Below are 23,144 nucleotides of genomic sequence, written 5' to 3' on the forward strand. Positions count from 1 at the left end.
CGCGAGGATCATGTGAGCGCTAGCTCTCTCTCCACCAGGAGAAGGGAGGTCGAGCCGAAGGGGCCGGAGCGCACGGAAGCTTCGCCTCGGCCCCAAGCGAGGGGGAGGCCTGGTTTGTCCTTACGAAGACGCCGCGTTTAGGTGAGCGTGGAAAATCGGGTCGAAGACCGCGGGTTTTTCCATGTGCGGCGAGTGTCCGGTGTCGGCGATGACCTCTTCGCGGAAATAACCGCCATTCCTGGCGTAACGCTCGAGCACATAGCGGGTCTGCCCCACCATCGGCTGGGGCGGGTGCACCTCGTCGCCGGGCCAACCGGGAACCGCGCCCATCTTGCCCAGGGTGCCCATATCGAAGAGGCTGAAATCGCTCACGATCTGGTCATCGGAGCCGCGCACCCAGAGGATGGGGGGTTTGGCCTTGGCCGAGAGCATCCGCTCCACGTTGTCCCCGATGTACTTGGGTGAGATGGCGTTGGCCGGGCCGAACTTGCCCGGGGCCACCCCCGGCCAGTGGGGGGAGGGTTCGAAGTCTCCGGGGTACCTGTCCGGCCCGATCCGCTCGGAGAGCAATCCCGAGAGCAACTCCTCCTCGCGTGGATGTTCGAAGGGCGGCTTCCAGTAAAAGCTGTTCATCACCGTGCGCGGCGAAGCTGGATATTCGGTGCCACGGTACTTCTCGGCCATCAGCCGGGCAAACTCGGGGTTGACGATGCCCCCACCTGAACCGGCGAAGTCAGGGGCGCAGGGGGTGCCCTGCAGGTCTTTGGTGCCCCCGAAGCCGAAGGGCGAGCCGGGGCAGATCACGGTCGCGCTCAGCACCCGCTCGGGATGCGCCGCGAGCATCGCCCAGATCACGCTCCCGCCCAGGCTGTGCCCGGCGACGTGAAACTTCTGGATGCCCAGGGTATCCATGAGGCTTAGCAGGTCGTCCACCCAGTCCATGCAGCCGCGGGTGGCGTCGATCGGTATATCTTGGGTGTCGCCGTAGCCGCGCAGGTCGGGGGCGATGGCGCGATACCCCTTCGGCAGGGCCAGCATGGTCTCCTCCCAAAAGGTCGCAGAGGAGGCATTCCCGTGAACCAAGAGTACCGCTATGCTATCCTCCGGCCCGCCCATCAGCACGTGCATCTGGATACGCGGGGTCTGGACCATGCGGGACTCGAGGCCGGGCAATGTCGGGATTGAACCCATAGCGCACTCCTTCACTTCGATTTTGGATTATGTTACCGGAGCCCTGTTACAAACTTGTTACTGAGCTGCACGTAAACCCATAAGCGGCTAGGTGCCCTCTGCCCGGTGCTATCGGGGAGTATAGCTAGAGGTGGGCCGGGTAAAGGCCCACCTCCGGCCATACTGGTCGCTTTACGCCTTCGCCTTCTCCGCCAGCATGTTCTTCAGCACGGTCTGGAGAATCCCGCCGTTCTTGTAGTAGTCCACCTCCACCGCCGTGTCGATGCGAGCTTTTACGGTGAAGTTCACCGCGGTTCCGTCGGGCTTGGTGGCCACCACGGTCAGTTCCTTGCCGGGGGTGATGTCCTCGAGGCCCAGGATATCGAAGGTCTCATACCCGGTGAGGCCCAGGGTTTGGACGTTCTGGCCCTCCTGGAAGACCAGCGGGAGCACCCCCATGCCCACCAAGTTGGAACGGTGGATGCGCTCGAAGCTCTCCGCGATCACCGCCTTGACACCCAGCAAGAAGGTGCCCTTGGCCGCCCAGTCGCGGCTAGAACCCGAGCCGTACTCCTTTCCACCCAGCACCACCAGCGGGGTGCCTTCGGCCTTGTAGCGCATGGCCGCGTCGTAGATGAACATCTGCTCACCCTCGGGGAGCTTCTTGGTGTAGGGGCCCTCTACCCCCTCGAGCATGAGGTTTTTGATGCGGATGTTGGCGAAGGTGCCGCGCATCATCACCTCGTGGTTGCCGCGCCGCGAGCCGTAGGAGTTGAAGTCGGCGGGTTCCACCCCGTGCTCCATCAGGTAGCGGGCCGCAGGGGAGTTTTTGGCGATGTTCCCGGCGGGGGAGATGTGGTCGGTGGTGATCGAGTCGCCCAGCACCAGCAAGGCCCGCGCTCCCTTGATGTCGCCGATTTCCCGGCTTTCGGTGAGGTTTTCGAAGAAGGGAGGGTTTTGGATATAGGTGGAGGCTGGATCGAACTGGTACAGCGTGCCGGTGGGAGCCGCAAGGGCCTTCCAGCGCTCGTCTCCCTCGAAGACGGTGGCGTACTCCCGGCGGAACATCTCGGCGTCGAGGGTGCGGTGGACGGCCGCCTTGATCTCCTCCTGGCTGGGCCAGATGTCCTTGAGGAAGACCGGCTTGCCGTTGGGGTCGTAGCCCAGGGGCTCCCGGGTGAAGTCGATGTCCATCCGACCGGCCAGGGCGTAGGCCACCACCAGCATGGGTGAGGCCAGGTAGTTAGCCTTCACGTCGGGGTTTACGCGCCCTTCGAAGTTGCGGTTGCCCGAGAGCACCGCCGCCACCACCAGGTCGCCTTCCTTTACCGCTTTGGAGATCTCCTCCGGCAGGGGGCCGGAGTTGCCGATGCAGGTGGTGCAGCCGTAGCCCACGGTGTGGAACTTGAGGGCTTCCAGGAAGGGGGTGAGCCCGGCGGCATCCAGGTACTCGGTCACCACCTTGGAGCCGGGGGCCAGCGACGATTTGACCCAGGGCTGGGTCTCGAGCCCGGCCTCTACCGCCTTCTTCGCCAAAAGCCCAGCCCCTAACATCACCGAGGGGTTGGAGGTGTTGGTGCAGCTGGTGATGGCGGCAATCACCACCGAGCCGTGGGTGATCTCGAACTCGTCCCGCCCCCGTTTGACCCTTACCTTTTTCTCCAGCTGCTCCGGCTTGAGCCCGAATCCGCGTTCCTTGACGTCTTTGGTGAGGTGTTCTTGAAAGCTTTGCTTTACTTCGCTCAGCCTGACCCTGTCCTGTGGACGCTTAGGCCCGGCTAGGGACGGTTCCACGGTGGAGAGGTCGAGCTCGAGGTGTTCGCTGTACAAAGGGGCGGCATCGTCGGTGCGCCACAGGCCGGTAGCTTTGGCGTACTTCTCTACCAGGTCCACCAGCTCTTCGGAACGCCCGGTAAGCCGGAGATAGGCTAAGGTCTCCTCGTCGATGGGGAAAAAGCCCATCGTAGCGCCGTATTCCGGCGACATGTTGGCGATGGTGGCGCGGTCCGCGAGCGGCAGCTTGGAGACGCCGGGGCCGTAGAACTCCACAAACTTGCCTACCGCCCCGTGCTTGCGGATCATCTCGGTGACGCGCAGCACCAAGTCGGTGGCGGTGGCCCCTTCGGGTAGCTCGCCGGAAAGCTTGAAACCGATCACCTTGGGGGCCAGCATGTAGTAGGGCTGACCGAGCATCACCGCCTCGGCTTCGATCCCCCCCACACCCCAGCCCAGCACCCCCAGGCCGTTGATCATGGTGGTGTGGCTATCGGTGCCGACCAAGGAATCGGGGAAGGCGTATACCCGGCCGTCCTCGTCCTTTTGGCTCATCACCACGCTCGCCAGGTACTCGAGGTTGACCTGGTGAACGATCCCGGTTCCCGGCGGCACCGCGCGGAATCCCTTGAGGGCGTTCTGGCCCCACTTGATGAGCCGGTAGCGCTCCTCGTTGCGAGCGTACTCCAGCTCGACGTTCTGGGCGAAGGCGTAGCTGGTTCCGAAGAAATCCACCTGCACCGAGTGGTCGATGACCAAATCCACAGGTACCGTGGGGTTGATCATCTCGGGGTCGCCCCCCAGCCTGGCTACCGCGTCCCGCATGGCGGCGAGATCCACTACCGCGGGAACCCCGGTGAAGTCTTGCAGAATGACCCTCGCCAGCATCAGGGGCACGTTGACCTCGCCGGGGTCGGGCTGCCACCGGGCCAAGGCCACCACGTCGTCCTTGGTGACTTTGTAGCCATCTTCGTTGCGCAATAGGCTCTCCAGCATCACCCGGATGGAGAAAGGCAGCTTGGACACCTCGGCGATGCCCTGTTTTTCCAGCTCTTGGATGTCGTAATAGTGTACTGTGCCCATCCGGGTGGAAAGGGTTTTGCGCGTACCAAATTCATCTCTGTAGGCCATAGTGGCTCCTTTCTGGATCTTGTCGGGCACGAACCAGCCGGAAAAACAACCGGTGGTCGGCGAGTTGCCTTAAGCGCAATGCCTCCTCATTTTACCCGAGCTCCTCTTGGGTAAAAAGGTTCGAGAAAGCGAACACGCCGCTGGAGTTGTAGGGGCTGGTTTGCGTGCCCGGGCGGGTGCGCCCTGCCTCAGACAGCTCTATTGTACGCTCGCGGATGCCTTTGATGCAAGCCAGCACGGGCAGCTTTACTTCGTACGCTAAACGCGGTGGATACTAGCAGGCCAATCGTATCGCTGGGCCAGGGGTTCATGAGATAATCGGGGTATGGTCCGCGTGATCCTCTTTGTGCTGGTGACGGCGCTGCTTTTGGCCGGTTGGCTGGCTTTACTGACCCGCATCAGCCCCCCACCCGCCTGAGCAAGCGCTCCGCGTACAGCGGGGCGTAGAAAAACCCGGCGGAGCCGAAGCCGGTGAGGGCGAAACCTGGGCCGGGGAGCTCCTTGAGGTAATGCCGATCCAGGCGGTAACGCACCCCGCTCCAGTGGCCTTTTACCGTGGGTCGAAAGCCCGCCAGCCGCTCTCCGTTGCCGAGGATGGCCTCGAGCTCCTCTTTGCTCGCCCGGTGCTCAGAATAAGTTTTTGTGTCGGGCAGGTGGCTACTTCCCACCACGTTCCCGGCGATATAGCCTCCGTACGAGCGAGCCGCGGTGAACCACTCCCTAACCAGGAGCACCGACCCCGCGGTGAAGCGGCCTCCTAAGCCGACAAGGCGGGCTCCCTCGGCTCCTCCGGCAAAGACCAGAAGTTCGGCTTCTACCTTCTGTCTGCCTTCGAGCCACAGGGTGTTACCCTCCAGACCCGTCACCCGTGCCCGCAGCAGCTCGAGCCCGTCCGCCAACCGCTCGAGCAGGGGGGCGCTCTCGAGCCAAAAAGCCTGCGGGAGATACAGGCCCGCCCTTTCCCATTGGTAGGCCGAGTACCGGCCCTTGAGCTTGGCTTCCCAGGCCTCGCGCTCGGCTTCGGGCACCGGGCGCAGGATTCCCGGGTGAACCGCGGCGAAGCGGGTATAAAAGCGGTGGGCGAATTCCAAAGCCTCCTCGGCCTCGGGCAAAATCGCCGCCCGCTGCCCCCGTATCGGGTTGACCAAGGCCACCGGGACCCGGCTGGCCCCGCCCAGCTCGCGGCTCACCACCAGGACCTTCCAGCCCGCCTCGTGTAAAAGCCGGGCCGCTGACAACCCGGCGATCCCGGCCCCTAAAACAGCGACCTCAGTGGATCTGGGTGCGGCGGACATTGCGCATAAGGTACCCCGCGAGCTCGGCCATGCCGGTGTACCACAGGCTCAGCGGGACGACCAGCCGATCGTTGGTGAAGATAGTCACCCCCAGCAGGTTGGTGCCGAGCTTATGTTTCCAGACCTTGATGCTCGACTGGCGTATGTCCTCGACGGTGTAAACCCGGTGCAGGAGGCCGAAGAGATGCACCGTGACACGTTCGCCGTGGACCTCGAGCCAGGAAAAGGCCGCGTGGATTAGCAGCACCAACACCAAAGCGCTACCAAGCCACAACCCGATGTCCTGCCAGAGAGGGCGGTGAGTGGTCAGGACCATGTGCAGCCACGAGAGCATGAAAGCAGTGAGGGTGATCCTCAGCCAGACTGGACGAAACACGGCGAAGTGCTCCCGCTGTTCCATACCCTTACTCTAGCAGCCGGGGTGAAAAAAGGGTGTACGCTTGAGCGAGTTCAGCAGGGGGCGCCCCAGGCATCCGCCGGAGCGCTGGGCTCGAGGGCCTGGGGGGGTCCTCAAGCCCCCTTCGGGTAGAAAAGGTACACGCTCCCCTCTTTGCGGCATAGACCCCGCTCGGCTAGGGCCTCGAGCGTCTCTCGCGCCAGGTCTTCCGGCAGGCCTACAGCCTCGCTGAACTCGGCTGCGCTAAGCTTTCCTCCCTTGCGCCAGGCGGTCTGCATGGCGATGCGTTCACGGGCAGCGGGGTTCATGTAGCTGCGCTCGAGCCCACCGTTCCAGCGATAGAACAAGTAAGCTCCGATCCCCCCGATAACGGCGGAGAGCACAAAGCCTCCCGTGTTCCAGCGGAAGGTGGCCAGACTCAAGGCAAAAAGCGCCGCACCGATGCCTAAGGCGATAAAGAAACGCGGTTGCATGGGTCAATTATCCGCGAAGGGACGAAAAGGGTACATCCTCGCCCAAAGCGCTCCGCCAGCCTGTGGGCTGAAGCAAATATCTCCTATCCCGAGAGGGGCGAGGGTCGCTTAGCGTGTTGCGGTTGGCGTGCCTCAAGCCATCATTAGCGGGATGGTGGCGGGCTCCTCCGCCCCTACCACCTCGCCTAGGAGCATGTGCGGCGTGGCCTGTTTGACCTCGACCTGGTACAAGCCCGGGCGCGGGGCCTGAGAAGCCGGGACTAAGACCGGGTGGTTGCCGCGGCTGTGGCCCTCGGCATAGTTATCGTCTTTGGCAGCGCCACGCACGAGAACCTCGAGCCTCCTTCCCACCCAACGCTGGTTTTGCTTGTAGCTCCACTCTTTTTGTTTTTCGATGAGGCGCTGAAGCCGCTCGACCTTGACCTCGCGGGGCAAGTCCTGGAAGTGCTTGTAGCTGGGGGTGCCGGGGCGCGGCGAGTAGATGAACATGTAGGCCGAGTCGTAGCCCACTTGGTCGTACAGCGAGAGGGTTTCTTGAAAATCCTCCTCCGTCTCACCGGGAAAACCCACGATGATGTCGGTGGAGAGCACCGCTTCCGGCATGGCCTCGCGGATGGCCCGGATGCGGTCCAGATACCACTCGCGGCGGTACTCCCGGCCCATCCGTCGCAGCACCCGGTTCGACCCCGACTGCACCGGCAAGTGGATGTACTCGCAGACCTGGGGGGTCTCGGCCATGGCCCGGATCACCTCATCGGTGAAGTTGACCGGGTGGGAGGTGGTGAACTTGATGCGGGGGATGCCAATCTGGCCCACCATCCGCAGCAGCTCGCCAAACTTGGGAAAGCCAGGCTGGTCGTTGCCGTAGGAGTTCACGTTCTGGCCCAGCAGGGTCACCTCGACTACCCCGGCCGCCTTGAGCTGTTCGATCTCCTGCAGGATCAGGTCGGGATGGCGCGATACCTCGGGCCCGCGGGTGGTGGGCACGATGCAGTAGGTGCAGTGGTGGTTGCAGCCGCGGATGATGCTCACGAAGGCCGAGAGCTGGCCCTGTGGGGCGGGAGGCAGGTGGTGGGTCAGCTCTTCGCGGAAAGAGAGGTCCCAGAAGCGGCTTTTGGCTTCTATGGCCTTACCGATCTCGGTGAGGGCGCCGGGGCCAAGGAGCACGTCCACCCCGAACTTACGGGCGATTTGCTGACCCTCCTCGAGCTGGGCCAAGCAGCCCATCATGCCCACCATCAAGTTGCGTCTGTCCTTTTCCTTGCGGAGTTCGCCCAAGAGCGAGCGAACCTTTTCCACCGGCTTGCCGCGCACCGCGCAGGTGTTGACCAGCACAAAGTCGGCTTCTTGCCAGGTGTCCACGAACTCCGCACCCAACGACGCCAGCTCGCTTTTGACGAGGTGGGTGTCGTACTCGTTCATCTGACAGCCGTAGGTGATAATGTGGGTTTTCATGCCTACCTCTAGGCTTACCGGAGGGATTCCGGAGCCGTGCAACATCCTCCAGTGTACCCAAGGGAGGGCGAATTGTCATATGAACCCTGGCTAAGGGCATCGGATTCACCCTGCCGAGGGCGGATAATCCACCGCTGGCGGCGTGCCCTCAGCCTGCCGCTCCCGAGCTGCCAGGGCCCTAAGCCCACTTGATGAAGGCCACTTCATGAGGGCTCGAGAGTTCGGGGTGAACCGCGATAGCCCGTACCCCGTAGACGTAGCTGCCGGGGCGGTGGGGCAGGTAGTTACCCTCGAAGACCAGAGCTTCGCGCTCACGACCTGCGGGCTTGAGCGGCAAGACTTCCAGGTCTCCGCTGCTGCGACGTACCACCAGCTCTACCCGTAAGGTATCTTCGGGCAGGTTGGGGGCGCTTAGGAAAGCCCTGAGGTTGAGGCCTTGGCCATTTACCATCACGTCGCCGCGGTTCTCCACCCAAAGCCGCACATTGCTCCACTGGTTCTTGAGCCGAGTTTTCCAGGCGGCGATCTCCTTGATCCCCTCCCCGGCGTTGAGGCGGGCTGAGCGCTGGGCCAGCGGGAGGTAGTACTGGTTGAGGTAGTCGCGCACCATGCGAGCCGCGGAGAAACGCGGCCCCACGCTCTTGATGCTCTCGCGCACCATGTTGAGCCAGCCCGATGGGGTCCCTTCAGCGCCGCGGGCATAGAACAGCGGCAGGATCTCGTACTCGAGGGTGTAGTAAAGCGCCTGGGCGTCGGCGGTGTCCTGGGCCTCCTCGGTGGCATAGCTGCGCTCATCGCCGATCTGCCAGCCGTTGCGGGTGTTGAAGGCTTCCGCCCACCAGCCATCCAGGATCGAGAAGTTGAGCGCTCCGTTGAGGGCCGCCTTCATGCCGGAGGTCCCGCTGGCCTCCATCGGGCGGCGCGGGGTATTGAGCCAGATGTCCACCCCCTGCACCAGCGACCGGGCCAAGCCCATGTCGTAGTTTTCCAGCAGGACCATCCGGTCTTCGAGCCCCAGCTCGCGAATTTTAGCCACCAGGTCTTTGATGAACGCCTTGCCCGGGTCGTCTTGGGGGTGAGCCTTACCGGCGAAGACGAACTGCACCGGATAGGGGCCGCGCACGATGCGCACCAAGCGCTCGGGGTCGGTAAAGAGAAGCACCGCCCGCTTGTACGTCGCGAAGCGGCGGGCAAACCCAATGGTGAGGGCGTTCGGGTCGAGGACTTTCTCCGCTTCCCGCAGTCGAGCCGGAGCCTCGCCGTTACGTTTGCGCTGCTCGAGGAGCCGGGCGCGCACCTCACGCACCAGGTTGGCCCGCAGGCTGTTGCGCAGCCGCCAGAGGTCCTCCTCCCGCAGGTCTTCGGTGCGCCAGAGCGCGGGGTCTTCCACCCGCTCGCGCCACTGCGGAGGGAAGTGCTGCCGGTAAAGCTGAAGGAGTTCGGGGTGTAAAAAAGTCCAGGTGTGAACCCCGTTGGTGACATGACCCACCGGTACCTCTTCCGGCTCGAGCCCCGGCCAGAGGTGGCGGAACATGTGACGCGAGACCTCCCCGTGTAGCTTGGAAACCCCGTTGGCGGCCCGGGAAAGGGTGAGGGCCAGATTGGACATCGAGAAGACCGGCCCCCAAGACTTCTGCTCCAGGCCCAGCGCCATGAACTCGTCGCGGCTGATGCCAAATTTGTCCCACCAGCCGTTTAGGTAGCGCTCCACTAGGTCGAGCGGAAAGGAGTCGTGCCCCGCAGGAACTGGGGTGTGGGTGGTGAAGAGGGCCCCGGAAGCGGCCGCTTCCAAGGCCTCGGAGAAGGACTTGCCCGCCGCCACCAGCTCGCGTATGCGCTCGAGGCCCATGAAGGCCGCGTGGCCTTCGTTCATGTGCCAGACCGCGGGGGATAGTCCCAAAGCCCGCAGTATCCGCACCCCGCCGACCCCCAGGATCAACTCCTGCTGAATGCGCATCTCCTGGCCTGGCACGTAAAGCCGGGCGGTGAGGTAGCGATCGTCGGGGGTATTCTCGGGCAGGTTGGTACTCATCAGGTAGACCGGGACAGTGCCCACCTGGGCCTTGTAGGCCGTTACCCATACCGTACGCCCAGGGAACTCCACCCCGACACGCAGGGGCCTGCCCTCGGCATCCTCCACCGGGGTAAGGGGTAGCTCTTCGGGGTGCTGCTCGTCGTAGACCTCTTTTTGCTGCCCATCCGGGGAGAGTTCCTGGCGGAAGTACCCCTGGTGGTAGAAAAGGCCCACCCCAACCAAGTTCAAACCGTGGTCAGAGGCCGCCTTGATGTGGTCCCCAGCCAGGATCCCCAAGCCCCCCGAGTAGATCGGCAGCGACTCATGAAAACCGAACTCCATGGAGAAGTAGCCGATCAGCGGAGCGGTGGATTGGGGACGGCTCGAGAGGTACTTGCGAAAGCTCTCCACCACCGCCTCGACCTGACCGAGGTAAGAAGCGTCTTCGGCCAGGGCGGCGATCCGGTCGGGATCGGTTTCGAGGAGTTGCTTGACCGGGTTTCCCCGGAAGCGCTTCCAGCTGCCGGGATCGAGCTGCTCAAAGAGGCGCTGGGCCTCTGGGTGCCAACTCCACCACAGGTTGTAGGCCACCTCGCGCAATCCCTGAAGGGGTACAGGCAAGGTGGGCATGGCGGTGATCCGTCCGAGTACGTTCATAAACCAAAGAGCATCTTACCATTGAGTGTTTTCGCGCCGACCGTAAGCTGAATCCAGACGCTGTGTACACCGCGCTCTAGACTGGTCCATAGGTGAGCAACGACCTCACGACCCGCCTTTTCGAGGCCGTGCAAAGTGCCCACGATGAGCTCGACCAGCAGGTTGCGGGTTACTTGGCCGATAGGAAGCTGGGTGTCAGCTGTCGCGAGGGGTGCGCGTTTTGCTGCTGCGCCATGGTGAGCCTCTCGCTGGCCGAGGCCGAGTATCTGCGGGTGCAGTTGAGCCCGGAGGGGCTTGCCCGTGTGCAGCAAACCGGCCCAAAGCGGTTGCAGCGGATTGCCCGCGAGAAAAATATCCCCGACTTTCCCACCCGTTATTTCCTCGAGGCCCACCCCTGTCCCCTACTTACCCCGGAGGGGAGCTGCTCGGCCTATGCTTACCGCCCCTTGGCCTGCCGCGGGGTACTCACCGACCTCGAGGCCCGCTACTGTCGTCCGGGAGCCATCCTCGCCCTCAAAGGAGCGGAACGAAGGGCCTATCTAAAGCAGCTCAAGCCTCATCACGGCCCCGAGCACTACCTCAACGTTCCCTGGCGGGCCTCGGAACGGGCTGCTCAGCGGATCTGGCGGTATGAACACAAAGTGCGGGGCTTCACTGTCGTCGGGGAGCTGGCGAGCCTGGTATACCTGCTGGGCCGAGCCGATTTCCGCACAGCCTTGAGCAAGGGACAAAAAGCCGTCCGGGATTACTTGGGCCATCGGGGGGTACTGGGGGGGGAGTGGGGATTCTGGATAGGATAGTGGCTACTGGTGGTCTGGTAACGAGGCTTGCGCACTTTTCCCTGCTAGGAGAGGACGATCCACCGCGTTTTGCGTCTTGCGTTTAGGGTATGGCGTATACAACCCCACCCTAGTACGTCCCCCGTCGTACGTCGAACGCAGGGGATCGGTCCCCCGGGTGTACGGAGCTTGCTCCGTCCCGACAGGGGATCGTCCCTCGGGTGTACGGCGGTACGCCGTCCCGAAGGGAATCTACCCTAGGTGTACCGGCTCCGCCAGTCCCGATAGGGGATCGTCTCCCGCGTTTAGCGTAAGACGTACAGCGTACGACGTATGACCTAAGTCACGTCTTGCGTTTTGCGTATTGCGTATGACGTACGACGTAGGACGTATACCACCCCCACCCCACCCCTCCCCTGCTAGGGGAGGGAGCACCCCGCGTTTGGCGCATGGCGTACGACGTACGGCGAGCAGCGGTGCGCTTGTATCCTCATGCAGCTCAGGAACCTTCTCGGGTACGATCCCCTCGAGCGCGGCGAACTGCCCGCAATGTCCACAGGTTCCAAGGGATGTCTGTGCTCCGGTCGCTTTTAGCCTTAGCTGCTTTGCTCGGCCTCGCCCTGCTCGGCTTCACTCAGGCCGCCTTCTCCCGAGCCGGCTTTGCCCAGCCGGTCAATGTCTGTCTAGCCCCTCTACCCACCACCTTCGGCACCCCTGCCAAGCCGCTCACCGGCTATTCCGACCGTAGCCTCGAGCCCTTTGACCGGGTGATGACCCGGCTTTTGGAACGCTACCAGATCCCCGGCGCGAGTTTGGCGGTGAGCAAGGATGGGCGGCTGCTATTGGCAAGGGGGTATGGCTGGGCCGATGTGGAAGCCAAGGAGCCGGTGCACCCGGACTCCCTTTTCCGCATCGGTAGCCTTACCAAGCCGATCACCGCGGTGACGGTGTTGCACCTGGGCGAGCAACTGGTACGGCAGGGGCGTTTCCCGAATTTAGAAACGTTCTTGCAGGCCAGGGTATACGAATTGTTGGCCCTCGAGCCCAAGGGCGGCCAGCTCGGCGATCCGCGCATCGCGGATATCACCGTGCGAGATCTTTTACAGCACTCCGCTGGCTGGAACCGCAACGTGGCGGGCGACCCCATGTTCCGCCCCACCCTCACATACGTGGCGCGATCGCTGGGCATGGGGGAGGCCATGCCTGTCCAACCGCTCATCGAATATATGTTCTCGCGCAAGCTGAGCTTCACGCCGGGAACCTTCTCGGCGTACTCAAACCTGGGCTACGCAGTACTAGGTCAGCTCATCGAGCGCCTGAGCGCCCAGAGCTACGCTGCTTACCTGCAGAAGATGCTTGGTCAGATGGGTATCCATCACATCACCGTAGGCCATACCCGTTTACAAGACCGTTTGCCTGGCGAGGTCAGGTACTACGACTTTCCCAACGCTCCCTTGGTCCCATCGGTCTTGGACGGCTCCATGGTGCCTCGCCCCTACGGGGAGTTCTACCTCGAGGCCCAAGCCGCCAACGGAGGGTTGGTGGCTTCGGCACCGGAGCTGGTGAAGTTCGTGGCGGTGCTCGAAGGGCACCGCCCGGAAGCCTCGCCGATCTCTCCGGAGGCCCGCAAGATCATGCTCGAGCGACCCCCACTCCCGCAGTACAAGGGGTCGAAGGTCTACTATGCCCTCGGTTGGAGCGTGCGCCCAGAGAAAAACGGCCTGATGTGGTCGCACGACGGAGCCTTGGCCGGAACCCGCACCCTGCTCTTGCGTCTGCCCGACGACACGGTGATCGCCGCGTTTTTCAACAGCCGTCCCTGGAACGATTGGAGTTTTATCGCCGACCTCAAGAATTCCTTGCTGAACGCCGCTCAGCAGGTTACCCGCTGGCCCGGTTACGACTGTTTTTGACCCACGTGATCCCTTAGCGTATCCGAGGTGTGAAGGCCCCGGCTTAGGGGCCCGCAGGGGGTAACGCCCAGAGCCTATTTGGCCTGAGCCACAAGAGCTTAGATAGTTACGCTGCGGTTATTGCTTTGCCTTAGGCTAAGGCCAGTAGAAACATGTTTTGGGAGCGCCTCAACGAGTACGCCGGGTATCGTCTTGGCGACCGGGTGTATTGGTCGGAAGGGGCCTGCGAGGGAACCATCCTCGAGATCGCCTGCTCCCCAGAGGGACCGGTTTTCTGGCTCTCCTGTGCGCCTTACTGGGTCAAGCCCGAGGTCGTCTGCCCGGCCCTTGGCCTATCCGAGGCCGTGGGCCTCGCTTTCGGATAGGGAGGTCGGTGAACTTCCACGAGCTGCAACGAGCGCCGGGCGGTCCATCGGCAAAGCCCAGCAATTTCTCCGGAGGAGGTCATAGGCCACCGCTTGGGCCGATCCACCACGTTTAGCACACGGCAAAAGCCCAAAAATCCAGGGTGGCTGAAATCGCAAACCCCCGCTCGAGCGGGGGATTTTCTCGTGCTGCTGGCGGAGAGGGAGGGATTCGAACCCTCGATAGAGCGAACGCCCTATACACGCTCTCCAGGCGTGCCCCTTCAACCACTCGGGCACCTCTCCGTGCGCTCCATATCCTAGCGGGCGGCCTCGAAACTTGCAAGTGATTGGGGCGGGTTGCAAGGGGCGCTGGTGGCTGCTAGAGTAGGAATGTTGCCGAGGGGGTAACTACCCGAGCGGAGGAGAGGAAATGAAGAAAGACATCCACCCCAAGTTAGTGCCGTGCAAGATCATCTGCAACGGCGAAGTGGTGCTCAATACCTACTCGACCAAGCCCGAGCTGCACGTGGAAGTATGGAGCGGCAACCACCCTTTCTGGACTGGCCAGCAGCGTTTTGTGGACACTGAAGGCCGGGTAGAGAAATTCCAGAAGAAATTCGGGGACACCTACAAGCGCAGCGGCAAGAAGAAATAAGCCACTCGAGACCGCTCGAGCAGGCCCCGAGCGGGGCCTGTTTTTTGTCCCGCGATCCTCCAGGCCCCCCACCTTCGGCTGGGCTTTTTGGGTAAACTTGTCGGCAGTTATGCCGCATCTCCCTCTTCACGCGGGTTGGATCGAAGTGGTGGTAGGCCCGATGTTCTCAGGAAAATCCGAAGAACTCATCCGCCGGGTCAAGCGGGCTTTGATCGGCGGACAAAGGGTGATGGTCTTCAAGCCTCACCTCGACGATCGCTATCACGCTTCCGACGTGGTGAGCCATGACGGGAAGCGTATAGAAGCCCTGTCGGTGGCAGATTCTGCCGAGTTGAGGCAAAACCTGCCCGATCCGCTACCTGAGGTGGTGGCGGTGGATGAGGCGCAGTTCTTCGATCCGGGTTTAGTGCCGCTGTTGCTCGAGCTGGCCCAGAAAGGGGTACGGGTCATGGTAGGGGGGCTCGACATGGATTTTCGTGCCGAGCCGTTTGGGATAATGCCCGAACTGTTAGCACGTGCGGAGTACGTGGAGAAGCTCACCGCAGTCTGCCCGGTTTGTGGAGCTCCCGCTACCCGCACCCAAAGGTTGGTGAACGGTCAGCCTGCCCGCTTTGACGACCCGGTGATTCTGGTGGGGGCCCAAGAGACTTACGAACCCCGTTGCCGCAAGTGCCACGTGGTGGTACGGGAGCCAGCTTTGAAGGAAGGGGCCCTTGGCTAGGCTTTATGCACGATGATCTCGAGCACCCCGCTTTTAAAGCTCGCCTGGGACTCTCCTGCGCGGATGGGGCCAGGCAGGGTCAGGGTACGGCGGAAGTAGCCCATGGGACGCTCCTGGCGGGGGTAGACTCCGTCGAAGGGGGCGTGGCGGATGCCTGCTAGGGTGAGGGTTTCGCCCTCCTCCTTGAGCTCCAGGTCTTCCGGCTTGACCCCCGGCAGATCCACCAGGATGCGGTACTGCTGCTCTTCATCCAGCACGTCTACCGCCGGGACCCACTCCGTAAAAGGATCGCCGGAGGCGTACTGGCGGGTGAGTTCCTCGAGCCTGCGCCGCAGGGCGCGGATTTGCTCGAGGGCGTGGGAGCTGCTCAGGCGTTCCAACGACATAGATTACAGCCTACTATACCCTCAGGCTAAGAACGATAAGCTCGCTGGCTAAGGCGAGGCCCCGATGAACTGGATGACGCCAATTCCCGTCCTGGCTGGCCCCACGGCTTCGGGTAAAACCGAGCTAGCCTTGCGATTGGCCCAAGAGCTTCCGCTAGAGGTTATCTCTGCCGACGCCAGCATGGTCTACCGGGGGATGGACATTGGCACCGCTAAGCCGAGCCGTACCGAACGCAACAGGGTGCGCCACCATCTGGTTGACTTGCTCGAGCCCAGCCAGCCGTTTAGCGTAGCAGCCTACGTCCAAGCCGCCGAGACCGCCATCGAGGACGTGCGATCACGGGGTCGTATCCCGTTGGTCGTGGGGGGAACCGGATACTATATCCGCGCCCTTTCCGAAGGCTTGTTTGAGTTGCCCGAACCCGACCCACAGCTGCACCAACAGCTCGAGCGGGAACTCCAGGAGCGGGGGTTTGAGCTCATGTGGAAAGAATTGGCCGCCGTGAGCCCCGCTGATGCCGTGCGAGTGGGCAAAAATCCTCGGCGCTTGGTGCGGGCCCTGGAGGTGTTGCGCCGCAGCGGGATACCCCCGGCCCAGGTCGCCCGGCGAGGGCCGCGCTTCTCGTATCGCAAGCTCATCCTTTGGCCGGAGTGGGGGTGGCTCGAGCCCCGGTTGCGCCTACGCGGCGAGGAGATGTTCCGGCGGGGGTTAGTGGAAGAGGTGCGCGGGTTGCTCGAGCGTTACCCGCAGATGCCCACAGCGCTTCAGGCTATCGGCTACAAGGAGGTAGCAGCCTATCTGCGCGGTGCGCTGCCGCTGGCCGAAACCCAAGAGCGGGTTTTCCGGGCCACCCGGGCTTACGCCAAGCGCCAGTTCACCTGGTTTCGCAAGGAGCCAGGGGACGTGACCTACCTGCCCCGGGGTGGGGAAAAAGCTTGGGAAGGGCTTTGGGCGTGGATTAGAAGCCAGGGCTTGCGCTACCAAGCCTAGGGCTCTGGCTAGGAGAAGATGATCCACTGCCTTTGGCGTCTTGCCTACGACGTAAGTACCGCCCAATGCCCCAAAGCGCGTACTTGGGGCGATTTGTTCTTTCCTGGATCCAAGGATTAAGGTTGGCGTTCCAGGCTGGGCACATTATGATGCGCAATATGTTGGCCCATGAAATCGTCGCCTCGGTCAAACGTCGGAGCATATCTCCCACCGAGGTGACCAAGCATTACCTAGAACGCATCGCTAGGCTAGACCCTCAGATCCGGGCCTTTTTGCGCGTCAACCCAGCGGCGCTCGGGGAGGCGCAGCAAGTCGAGCAGCGGCTGTCGGCGGGGGAAGAGTTGCCACTCGCAGGGGTTCCCATCGCCCTGAAAGACAATATATGCACCCACGGCCTCGAGACTACGTGTGCTTCGCGGATGCTCGAGCGCTTCGTCCCTCCCTATAACGCCACCGTAGTGGAGCGGTTACGCCAAGCGGGGGCGGTCATCCTCGGCAAAACCAACCTTGACGAGTTCGCCATGGGCTCCTCCACCGAGTTCTCGGCCTTCGGACCGACCCGCAATCCCTGGGATTTGGGGCGCGTGCCGGGGGGCTCCTCGGGAGGTTCGGCGGCGGCGGTGGCAGCGGATCTAGCCCCCCTCGCCCTAGGCTCGGACACCGGCGGGAGCGTACGGCAGCCTGCCGCTTTGTGCGGTGTGTACGGCTTCAAGCCCACCTATGGGCGGGTCTCGCGCTATGGTCTGGTAGCGTTCGCTTCATCGCTCGACCAGATCGGTCCCTTAGGGCGAAACCTGCGCGATATGGCCCTCCTGATGGACGTGATCGGCGGCCACGACCAGATGGACTCGACGAGCCTCGAGGTGCAACCGAACTTCGCGGCGACGCTGGAGCACAGGCCACAAGGCTTCACCGTGGGGGTCGTCAAGGAAGCCATGCAGCTGGGGAACTCAGAGGGGGTAGCGGCTGCCCTCCAGCGCTTCCAAGAGGTGCTCGAGGCGGAGGGCGTGCGCTTTGTGGAGGTGAGCATTCCCAGCCTGGAGTACGCTTTGGCCACCTACTACCTGGTCTGCACCAGCGAGGCCAGCTCCAACCTAGCCCGCTACGATGGGACCCTCTACGGCCTGCGCGTGGAAGGGGTAGGCGTCGACGAGACCATGAGGAAAACCCGCGCGGCGGGTTTCGGCCCGGAGGTCAAGCGGCGGATTCTGATGGGCACTTTCGCGCTTTCCTCCGGTTACTACGACGCCTATTACGGCAAGGCGCTGCGGGCTCGAGCCCGGCTCAAGGCCGACTTCGAGAGGGCTTTGACCCAGGCCGATGTCCTGCTTACGCCGACCAGCCCCTTCCCAGCTTTTCCTCTGGGGGTCAAGCTCGAAGACCCCCTCGCCATGTACCTTTCCGACATCGACACGGTGGCGGTCAACCTCGTGGGCTTCCCGGCCCTTGCGATCCCTGCGGGGTTTGAGGCGGGGTTGCCGGTAGGGGTGCAGCTGGTGGGCAAGCCGCTCGAGGACGAGCGCCTCTTCGCCTTGGCCCAGGTTTTCGAGCAAGCCACTGCCGCTGAGTTTGTGCAGACCGCCCCGATCGGGAGGGGTTGATGCGGGTGCTCGAAGTAACACCCCGTACCGGCTGGGCGATTCGGCAGGTGGCCTCTGGCATCCGGCGTTAGGCGTTACGCACGCGGCCATGAGCCCCACTCACTACCGCCTCGCAACCCGGATCGCTCGTCGCCTACGCCAAGAGGGGCATGCCCTACCCAAGGCCCGCCTCGCCGAGGAAGTCCTGGCCAGTCAAAACATGCCACAGGGGCCATGGGCAGCGCGGTTGCTCGAAGACTTGCTCGATGGGCGCTTTGAACAACGCCCTCAGGAGGTAGGGTTATGGGAATGGCGCAATCCCTTTCCGCCCCCAGGGAAACCGGTGGTGGTCTTAGACCTTGAGACTACAGGGCTTTCAGCCCTCGAGAACGAGATTATCGAAATCGCCCTCATCCGTTTGGAAGGGGAAAAGCGTCAGGTCTTTCAGCGCCTGGTGAACCCTGGTACCCCCCTTCCGCCTTTTATCCGTCGGCTCACCGGGATCACTCCCCGCGATCTAGAGGGGGCCCCTGATGTGTATACGGCGCTCGAGGAGGCCTTGCCCCTGATCAAAGATAGCGTCTTAATCATCCAAAATGCCCCCTTTGATCTAGGTTTCCTCCGGCCCCGATTGTTGCGCCTAGGGTATAAGATGGACAACGAAGTGATCGATACGGTGGCTTGGGCACGACGCGCACTTCCTGGACTCCCTAAACGGGGGCTCGACCACCTGGCCTGGGCCTTTGACCTCGACACCGCGGCGTCTAGGCACCGGGCGCTGGGCGATGTGGAGATTACGCTTTGGGTGGCTAAGGAGATGTACTACATGCTCACCGCCGGAAAACCGCTTGCCTTGGGGGACGTATGACCGGACGCTATGTGCTCACCAGCAACTGCTTGCAGACCGGGAGCATGCACCTGACCCGCAGCGTGCGCCAGTTTTTGAAACAGAATCAACCCAAGGTCCGCTTTCGCGATGAGGATGGCGAGGTCTACGAGGCCCCGGTGGACTGGGCAGCCAACCAGATCACCGGACTGGGGGGTTATTACGCCAAGCGCCGCCTGGGGGTGAACGAGGCCATCCATTTGCGGCTCGAGGGGGAGGAGATTTTGCTCGAGGCGGCCAGCCTCAAGCCTCCCCGGCCCCGCGCAGTGAGCGAAGAGCCCGGCTCGCGCCGGGAGGCCGAGCGAAGCGTCCCCAAAGTGGAGGCCGGCCCACCGAAGCGCATTCGGGTGACGCCCTATCCCAAGGAGGTGCTCTACCCCCACACCCCAGCCCCCCTCGAGCCCCCCGGTTTTGCCCATGAGCTCGAGCGCCTGGGGTTCTCCCGCGAAACGGGCGGCCCCCCTTGGCGCTTTCGCGCTGCTTTGGGTCGGCGGACGTATTCGATAGCCCTGTTGCGTTTGGGCGAAGGCAATGTCATGGAACTGCAAGAGCTGCGCTCTTCCGGCGCGGTGCGCTACGCCGGGATCGTGGCCCCCGAATCCCTTCGCGAGGAGGCGTTGCGCGAGGCCCGGAGTCTGGGGGTGAGTTACGTCTCGCCCGAAGCACTGCAAAAGCTGAGCCGTCTGCGCAGCGTTTTTCCTTTGGGGGCCCTCGACGTCGAACGGATGTTGCAGGCCGGGCGGCTCGACGTAGAAGCCCTGGAGGGCCTGGAAAACGAGATCAGCGGCCTGTTGGGGGAACGGGCAGCCTTCTCGGCGGTGCTGCTCTGCCTGGCCGAAGTTCCTTCGCAAAAGGTCTTTCTGCTGGCCGACGTGATGGAGGGAGTAGGGGAGATGGGGCTCGAGGCGGACTCGGTGCGACAGATCCTCGAGGTGCTCTGCGGCCCCCCCTTCCTCATGCTCAAGCGGCTGTCGCCAGGGGAGTACTTGATGCGCAGCTCGGTGGAAGCGGCGCTGGAAGAACTGGCGCAATACGCCCAGTTTGTGGGGATGCGGCTGGGAGCTACGGTGGGTTAGCTGGGACGGCCCTGCCAACCCGACGGCCCGGTTAGCGCCGGCTGACCTTGCCCGGCTGGTTGATGGGGGATAGCACTTGATCGAAGGAGGCCCGAGAGCGGGCTTTCATGGTCTCTATGGCTTCCCAGTTGGGCTGGCGGTGGGTGATCACGGCCTCGACCAACTCCCGTGCGTTGCCGGGGAGTTCCTGACAGAAGGCCCCGGCATCACGGCAGAATCCGGCCACCTTGGGGTCATAGGAGATTCCCGCGAAGGGGGTTCCTGCCGCGGCGGCCAGGATGGCTCCGTGGAGGCGGATCGAAAGCACGTACCCCGCTTGCGCCAAGAGATACATCACCCGGCGGGGATCCCAGGCCAGCTCGCGGGTAAAAGCGTTGAATTCCTCTAGGGCTGGTTCGTCGTGGCCGGGTTGCAGCCCTAGGACCATGACCTCGTAGCCCTCGGCTAGGAGGCGCTCCCCGGCCTTTTTGAGGGTAGCGTTGGCTTCGGGGAGGCCAGCCCGTACCACCAACACCACCAGGTTGCTTTCCCGCTCCACCGGTGGGGCTTGCAGGAGCAGCGCTGGATCGGCCCCCAATTGGGTATCGAGCCCCAGTTTGCGGGCGTACTCCAAGGAGCTTTCGTCGCGGAAAAAGGTTTTGACCCCGCGCAGGCTGCGCCGCACCCATCCTTCGCCCCGCCGCGAGAGCGGCCCCAGCGACTGGTTGAACACGTACACCGGTTTTCCCCGCCGCCGGGCCAGGCCGATCACCGCCAGGTAGTAAAGCAAACTGCCCGGAGAGGTCTTGTCCTGCAACAGCCCGCCCCCTCCCGAAAGCAACAGGTCAATGCGGCCAAAGGCCCTCCATAGGGCAAAGGGGTTGCTGCGCGACACGGCTCGGATGTCATAACGGGCCTCGGTGGCGGCGGGGTCTTTAGAGAGGGCCAGTACCTGGTGCCCACGCCGCTTGACCTCCTGCACGATGGCCTCGAGGATGGCCTCGTCTCCGGCATTCTGAAACCCGTAGTACCCGCTTACCCCAACCACCATTTGCGTAGCCTCCGCACCACGATAAGCCCTAGTCCACCCAGGATAAGCCCCACCAAGATGCCATTCAATACGCGAAACAACGAAATCGCCAAAGGCGTATGGTAGTGGGAGAAGGTATTGAGGATCGAGGCGATGCCCACCGCGATCAAGATTAGCATCCCGTTCTTGATCCAAATAGGCCAGGGAATCAATAAAGCTATAGGGGCCAGAGCGTGGGCGAAGATCTCCTTGAAGCGGGGGCGCACCATGGCATCTTGCAGCCAGGCCCGCAGTTGCAGTTCCCACTCGGGCACGATGGCTCCTGCCGCGTCGTTGCCCCGGCGGAGCACCGCCAGAGCGATCAGGGCCAGGCCGAAGAGCACCAAGCTCACCTCCCCCAGCCGTAGCGGGTGCGCCCATAGACGCTCGAGGGCCGGTCTCCAGGCCGCCGGCAGAAAAGAGAGGGCTACCAACAGGGGCGGGACCACCAGGGTGAGCGAGACCCCTTTGAAGGTCTCGAGCCCCAGCACTGCACGGGGATCGCTTCCCAAAGCGGCCAAAAACACCACCCCCGCCAGGGCATAGAGCACCGCGGCCAGCCAGAGCCACATCCCCGACCGGCGCTCCAGAAAGCCCAGCACCGGGAAGACCAAGGCCGCCAAGAGCGGCCCAGCATCGCTCCGCGCATATCCCAGCGCTCCCAAGAGGAGGAGTCCGGCCAGCGGCCAGCCCCAAGGAGCAGGGTAGCCCAGGGCGAGCAAGCCCAGCCCCGCTAGCACACCCACCCAGGCGGCCAGGCGAAGCGGTGAGGGAGCGAAGTCCCGAACTTTGGGGGTGCCGATGGGGATGTGGGAGCGCTCGAGGTCATCCTTGAGGCGTCCGAGCAACTCCTGGGTGTCCTCAGCAAGGGGGTAGGGGCGCAGGTAGAGGATCTGGTGTCCCCGCTCGCGGGCGGCCAGCACGAATTTATCCGCCACTTCGGCCGGCTTGAGCTTCTCCTGCCACTCCGGCTTTAGGCTGAAAAGCCGCAACACCGGAAGCTCGCGGGCCAGCCGGGGAAAGCCCTCTTGCGGGGTAGCTTCGATCCAGCCGATGGGCTTGCCCTGCAGAAGCGGAATGGCTTCCTCTAACCGGTTGGGGTTGCCGAGCACCTCGGTACCATTGAAGACGATGGCGTCTGCCTCAGGGGGAATGATGGAAGCCTGCAAACCGGGCGCGGGCAGGGTGCGGTGAGCAGCGTTGATGGGGCGAAACACCAGGTAGTAGCCTTGAGCCTTCAGGCGGCGGATCAACCCAGCGTCGTAACCAGCGGGATAGGAGGCCACGTTGACCGGCGTGCCCAACCAAAGACGCCCCCCGGCGGTGCGAAACTCGCTAGGGATATCCCACTGGGCGGCCATTCTCCGCAAAAGCTCGGCGTCGCCGCTCAGGTACGACCAGCCTGCGCGGAAACCGGCCTGGGGATACCCTAGGCTTAGGTTTCCTCCCGATTGGCCCAACAGAAGGCCTCGTTCGAGCAGATTTCCTACCGTTTGCTCGTAGATGGCTACCCCACCGATGCCTTCGCTTTGGTAGCGGGCCAACACTTGCTCAAAGCTTTGCCCTTTCAAGCGGGCCTCGTCCTCCACCGCGTTGCCGTCCATGACCAGCACCACTGGCCCAGGGTGCTCGGCGCGAAGGCGAGGGGAAAGGGCAAGTAGGCTAGGGATCAGCGCTAGGACGATCAGGGCGCGCAACAGGGGGGCTAGGTTCATACAGGTTGCCTCGCTCGAGCGGCCTCTTTGGGGTGGAGCAGGCTGTGGATTCGTGCGGTGAACATGGCCAAGGCTTGTTGGTTTTTGCCGCCGTGAGGGACGATGATATCGGCGTAGCGTTTAGAGGGTTCCACAAACGAGAGGTGCATGGGCCGCACCTGCTCGAGATATTGGCGGATCACGCTCTCCACGCTGCGGCCCCGTTCGGCCAGGTCGCGCTCCAGCCGTCGGATGAAGCGCACATCGGGATCGGTGTCCACAAAAACTTTCAAGTCCATATAGCTGCGTAGCCGCTCGTCGAAGAGAACCAGTACCCCTTCGAGCACCACCACCGGAGCAGGCTCGATCCGCACCGTTTGGGGGAGGCGGGTGTACTCCACAAACGAATACTGGGGCCGGTTTACCGCTTCGCCGCCTACCAGCTTGGCCACATGCTCGAGGTAGAGCTCGAGGTCGAAGGCTTGGGGGTGGTCGTAGTTGACCCCCAGCCGCTCCTCAAAGGGCAGATCGGATTGGTCTTTGTAGTAGTGGTCCATCTCTAAGACGGCCACTTGGCGAGGCAGGGCGGCCGCGGCTACCTCCTGGGCCACGGTGCTCTTGCCGCTGCCGGTTCCGCCGGCAATACCAATGACAAAAGGTCGCACACCGCTCACGCCCCCTATCATAAGCGCGCACGCTCTAC

Annotated in this window: 20 protein-coding genes and 1 tRNA gene; 9 read left to right on the forward strand and 12 right to left on the reverse strand. The window is 63.1% G+C overall.

Translation table 11 applies throughout. From position 1 onward, the window contains the following. Positions 1 to 120 precede the first annotated feature (120 nt). From DNA98_RS13080 to glgP, 7 genes are all read right to left on the reverse strand, one after another. Positions 121 to 1,191 carry an alpha/beta hydrolase gene (locus DNA98_RS13080; RefSeq protein ID WP_110531438.1) on the reverse strand — a complete coding sequence of 357 codons (1,071 nt, stop codon included), beginning with the start codon at positions 1,189 to 1,191 and terminating at the stop codon, positions 121 to 123. Between the two features lie 171 nt (positions 1,192 to 1,362). Next, the gene (gene acnA, locus DNA98_RS13085; RefSeq protein WP_110531440.1) at positions 1,363 to 4,074 is read right to left on the reverse strand and encodes an aconitate hydratase AcnA; all 2,712 of its coding nucleotides are present in this window, start codon (positions 4,072 to 4,074) and stop codon (positions 1,363 to 1,365) included. 398 nt (positions 4,075 to 4,472) lie between these two features. Then, positions 4,473 to 5,369 (reverse strand): FAD-binding oxidoreductase, encoded by an 897-nt coding sequence (locus DNA98_RS13090; RefSeq protein WP_110531442.1) that lies wholly within the window; start codon positions 5,367 to 5,369, stop codon positions 4,473 to 4,475. Next, the gene (locus DNA98_RS13095; RefSeq protein WP_110531444.1) at positions 5,344 to 5,769 is read right to left on the reverse strand and encodes a hypothetical protein; all 426 of its coding nucleotides are present in this window, start codon (positions 5,767 to 5,769) and stop codon (positions 5,344 to 5,346) included. The genes DNA98_RS13090 and DNA98_RS13095 overlap by 26 nt, the downstream gene beginning before the upstream one ends. 110 nt (positions 5,770 to 5,879) lie before the next feature. Further along, positions 5,880 to 6,239, reverse strand: a complete 360-nt coding sequence (locus DNA98_RS13100) for a hypothetical protein (protein ID WP_110531446.1) — start codon at positions 6,237 to 6,239, stop codon at positions 5,880 to 5,882. A 132-nt stretch (positions 6,240 to 6,371) separates the two neighbouring features. Beyond that, the gene (gene miaB / locus DNA98_RS13105; RefSeq protein ID WP_110531536.1) at positions 6,372 to 7,694 is read right to left on the reverse strand and encodes a tRNA (N6-isopentenyl adenosine(37)-C2)-methylthiotransferase MiaB; all 1,323 of its coding nucleotides are present in this window, start codon (positions 7,692 to 7,694) and stop codon (positions 6,372 to 6,374) included. 178 nt (positions 7,695 to 7,872) lie between these two features. Next, positions 7,873 to 10,365 (reverse strand): alpha-glucan family phosphorylase, encoded by a 2,493-nt coding sequence (glgP, locus tag DNA98_RS13110; RefSeq protein ID WP_110531448.1) that lies wholly within the window; start codon positions 10,363 to 10,365, stop codon positions 7,873 to 7,875. A 92-nt stretch (positions 10,366 to 10,457) separates the two neighbouring features. Here glgP and DNA98_RS13115 point away from each other — a divergent pair, with 92 nt between their 5' ends. The 3 genes from DNA98_RS13115 to DNA98_RS13125 all read left to right on the forward strand — a co-directional run bounded on the left by DNA98_RS13115 (position 10,458) and on the right by DNA98_RS13125 (position 13,422). Next, positions 10,458 to 11,165: a YkgJ family cysteine cluster protein gene (locus tag DNA98_RS13115; protein ID WP_110531450.1), complete on the forward strand. Its 708-nt coding sequence runs from the start codon at positions 10,458 to 10,460 to the stop codon at positions 11,163 to 11,165. A 584-nt stretch (positions 11,166 to 11,749) separates the two neighbouring features. Further along, positions 11,750 to 13,057: a serine hydrolase gene (locus DNA98_RS13120; protein ID WP_158531650.1), complete on the forward strand. Its 1,308-nt coding sequence runs from the start codon at positions 11,750 to 11,752 to the stop codon at positions 13,055 to 13,057. A gap of 152 nt (positions 13,058 to 13,209) precedes the next feature. Beyond that, positions 13,210 to 13,422: a hypothetical protein gene (locus DNA98_RS13125; RefSeq protein ID WP_110531454.1), complete on the forward strand. Its 213-nt coding sequence runs from the start codon at positions 13,210 to 13,212 to the stop codon at positions 13,420 to 13,422. A gap of 193 nt (positions 13,423 to 13,615) precedes the next feature. Here DNA98_RS13125 and DNA98_RS13130 read toward each other — a convergent pair. Then, positions 13,616 to 13,707: transfer RNA gene (locus DNA98_RS13130), tRNA-Ser, on the reverse strand. Between the two features lie 127 nt (positions 13,708 to 13,834). Between DNA98_RS13130 and rpmE the strand changes: the two genes are divergently transcribed. Together rpmE and DNA98_RS13140 are read left to right on the forward strand one after the other, a co-directional pair. Further along, entirely contained in the window at positions 13,835 to 14,059 is a 225-nt protein-coding gene (rpmE, locus tag DNA98_RS13135) for a 50S ribosomal protein L31 (protein ID WP_110531456.1), read from the forward strand. 109 nt (positions 14,060 to 14,168) lie between these two features. Further along, positions 14,169 to 14,780: a thymidine kinase gene (locus DNA98_RS13140; RefSeq protein ID WP_110531458.1), complete on the forward strand. Its 612-nt coding sequence runs from the start codon at positions 14,169 to 14,171 to the stop codon at positions 14,778 to 14,780. Here DNA98_RS13140 and DNA98_RS13145 read toward each other — a convergent pair. Beyond that, positions 14,777 to 15,166 carry an Hsp20/alpha crystallin family protein gene (locus DNA98_RS13145; RefSeq protein ID WP_110531460.1) on the reverse strand — a complete coding sequence of 130 codons (390 nt, stop codon included), beginning with the start codon at positions 15,164 to 15,166 and terminating at the stop codon, positions 14,777 to 14,779. The genes DNA98_RS13140 and DNA98_RS13145 overlap by 4 nt on opposite strands. Before the next feature lie 73 nt (positions 15,167 to 15,239). Between DNA98_RS13145 and miaA the strand changes: the two genes are divergently transcribed. The 4 genes from miaA to DNA98_RS13165 all read left to right on the forward strand — a co-directional run bounded on the left by miaA (position 15,240) and on the right by DNA98_RS13165 (position 19,699). Beyond that, entirely contained in the window at positions 15,240 to 16,157 is a 918-nt protein-coding gene (gene miaA / locus DNA98_RS13150) for a tRNA (adenosine(37)-N6)-dimethylallyltransferase MiaA (RefSeq protein ID WP_110531538.1), read from the forward strand. 158 nt (positions 16,158 to 16,315) lie between these two features. After that, positions 16,316 to 17,758 (forward strand): Asp-tRNA(Asn)/Glu-tRNA(Gln) amidotransferase subunit GatA, encoded by a 1,443-nt coding sequence (gene gatA / locus DNA98_RS13155; RefSeq protein WP_110531462.1) that lies wholly within the window; start codon positions 16,316 to 16,318, stop codon positions 17,756 to 17,758. An 88-nt stretch (positions 17,759 to 17,846) separates the two neighbouring features. Further along, on the forward strand, positions 17,847 to 18,605 hold the full coding sequence (locus DNA98_RS13160; RefSeq protein ID WP_110531464.1) for a PolC-type DNA polymerase III: 759 nt from the start codon (positions 17,847 to 17,849) through the stop codon (positions 18,603 to 18,605). Next, positions 18,602 to 19,699, forward strand: coding sequence for a hypothetical protein (locus tag DNA98_RS13165; RefSeq protein WP_110531466.1), 1,098 nt, complete (start codon positions 18,602 to 18,604; stop codon positions 19,697 to 19,699). Before DNA98_RS13160 ends, DNA98_RS13165 begins: the two co-directional genes overlap by 4 nt. A gap of 31 nt (positions 19,700 to 19,730) precedes the next feature. Here DNA98_RS13165 and csaB read toward each other — a convergent pair whose 3' ends face one another. Genes csaB through udk form a run of 3 tightly spaced genes read right to left on the reverse strand, consistent with a single transcriptional unit; the run spans position 19,731 to position 23,127 of the window. Further along, on the reverse strand, positions 19,731 to 20,729 hold the full coding sequence (csaB, locus tag DNA98_RS13170) for a polysaccharide pyruvyl transferase CsaB (RefSeq protein ID WP_110531468.1): 999 nt from the start codon (positions 20,727 to 20,729) through the stop codon (positions 19,731 to 19,733). After that, positions 20,714 to 22,462 carry a DUF5693 family protein gene (locus DNA98_RS13175; protein ID WP_110531470.1) on the reverse strand — a complete coding sequence of 583 codons (1,749 nt, stop codon included), beginning with the start codon at positions 22,460 to 22,462 and terminating at the stop codon, positions 20,714 to 20,716. Before DNA98_RS13175 ends, csaB begins: the two co-directional genes overlap by 16 nt. Further along, positions 22,459 to 23,127 (reverse strand): uridine kinase, encoded by a 669-nt coding sequence (udk, locus tag DNA98_RS13180; protein WP_110531472.1) that lies wholly within the window; start codon positions 23,125 to 23,127, stop codon positions 22,459 to 22,461. Before udk ends, DNA98_RS13175 begins: the two co-directional genes overlap by 4 nt. Between the last annotated feature and the right edge of the window lie 17 nt (positions 23,128 to 23,144).

The organism is Meiothermus sp. Pnk-1, assembly GCF_003226535.1.
Lineage (GTDB): Bacteria > Deinococcota > Deinococci > Deinococcales > Thermaceae > Allomeiothermus.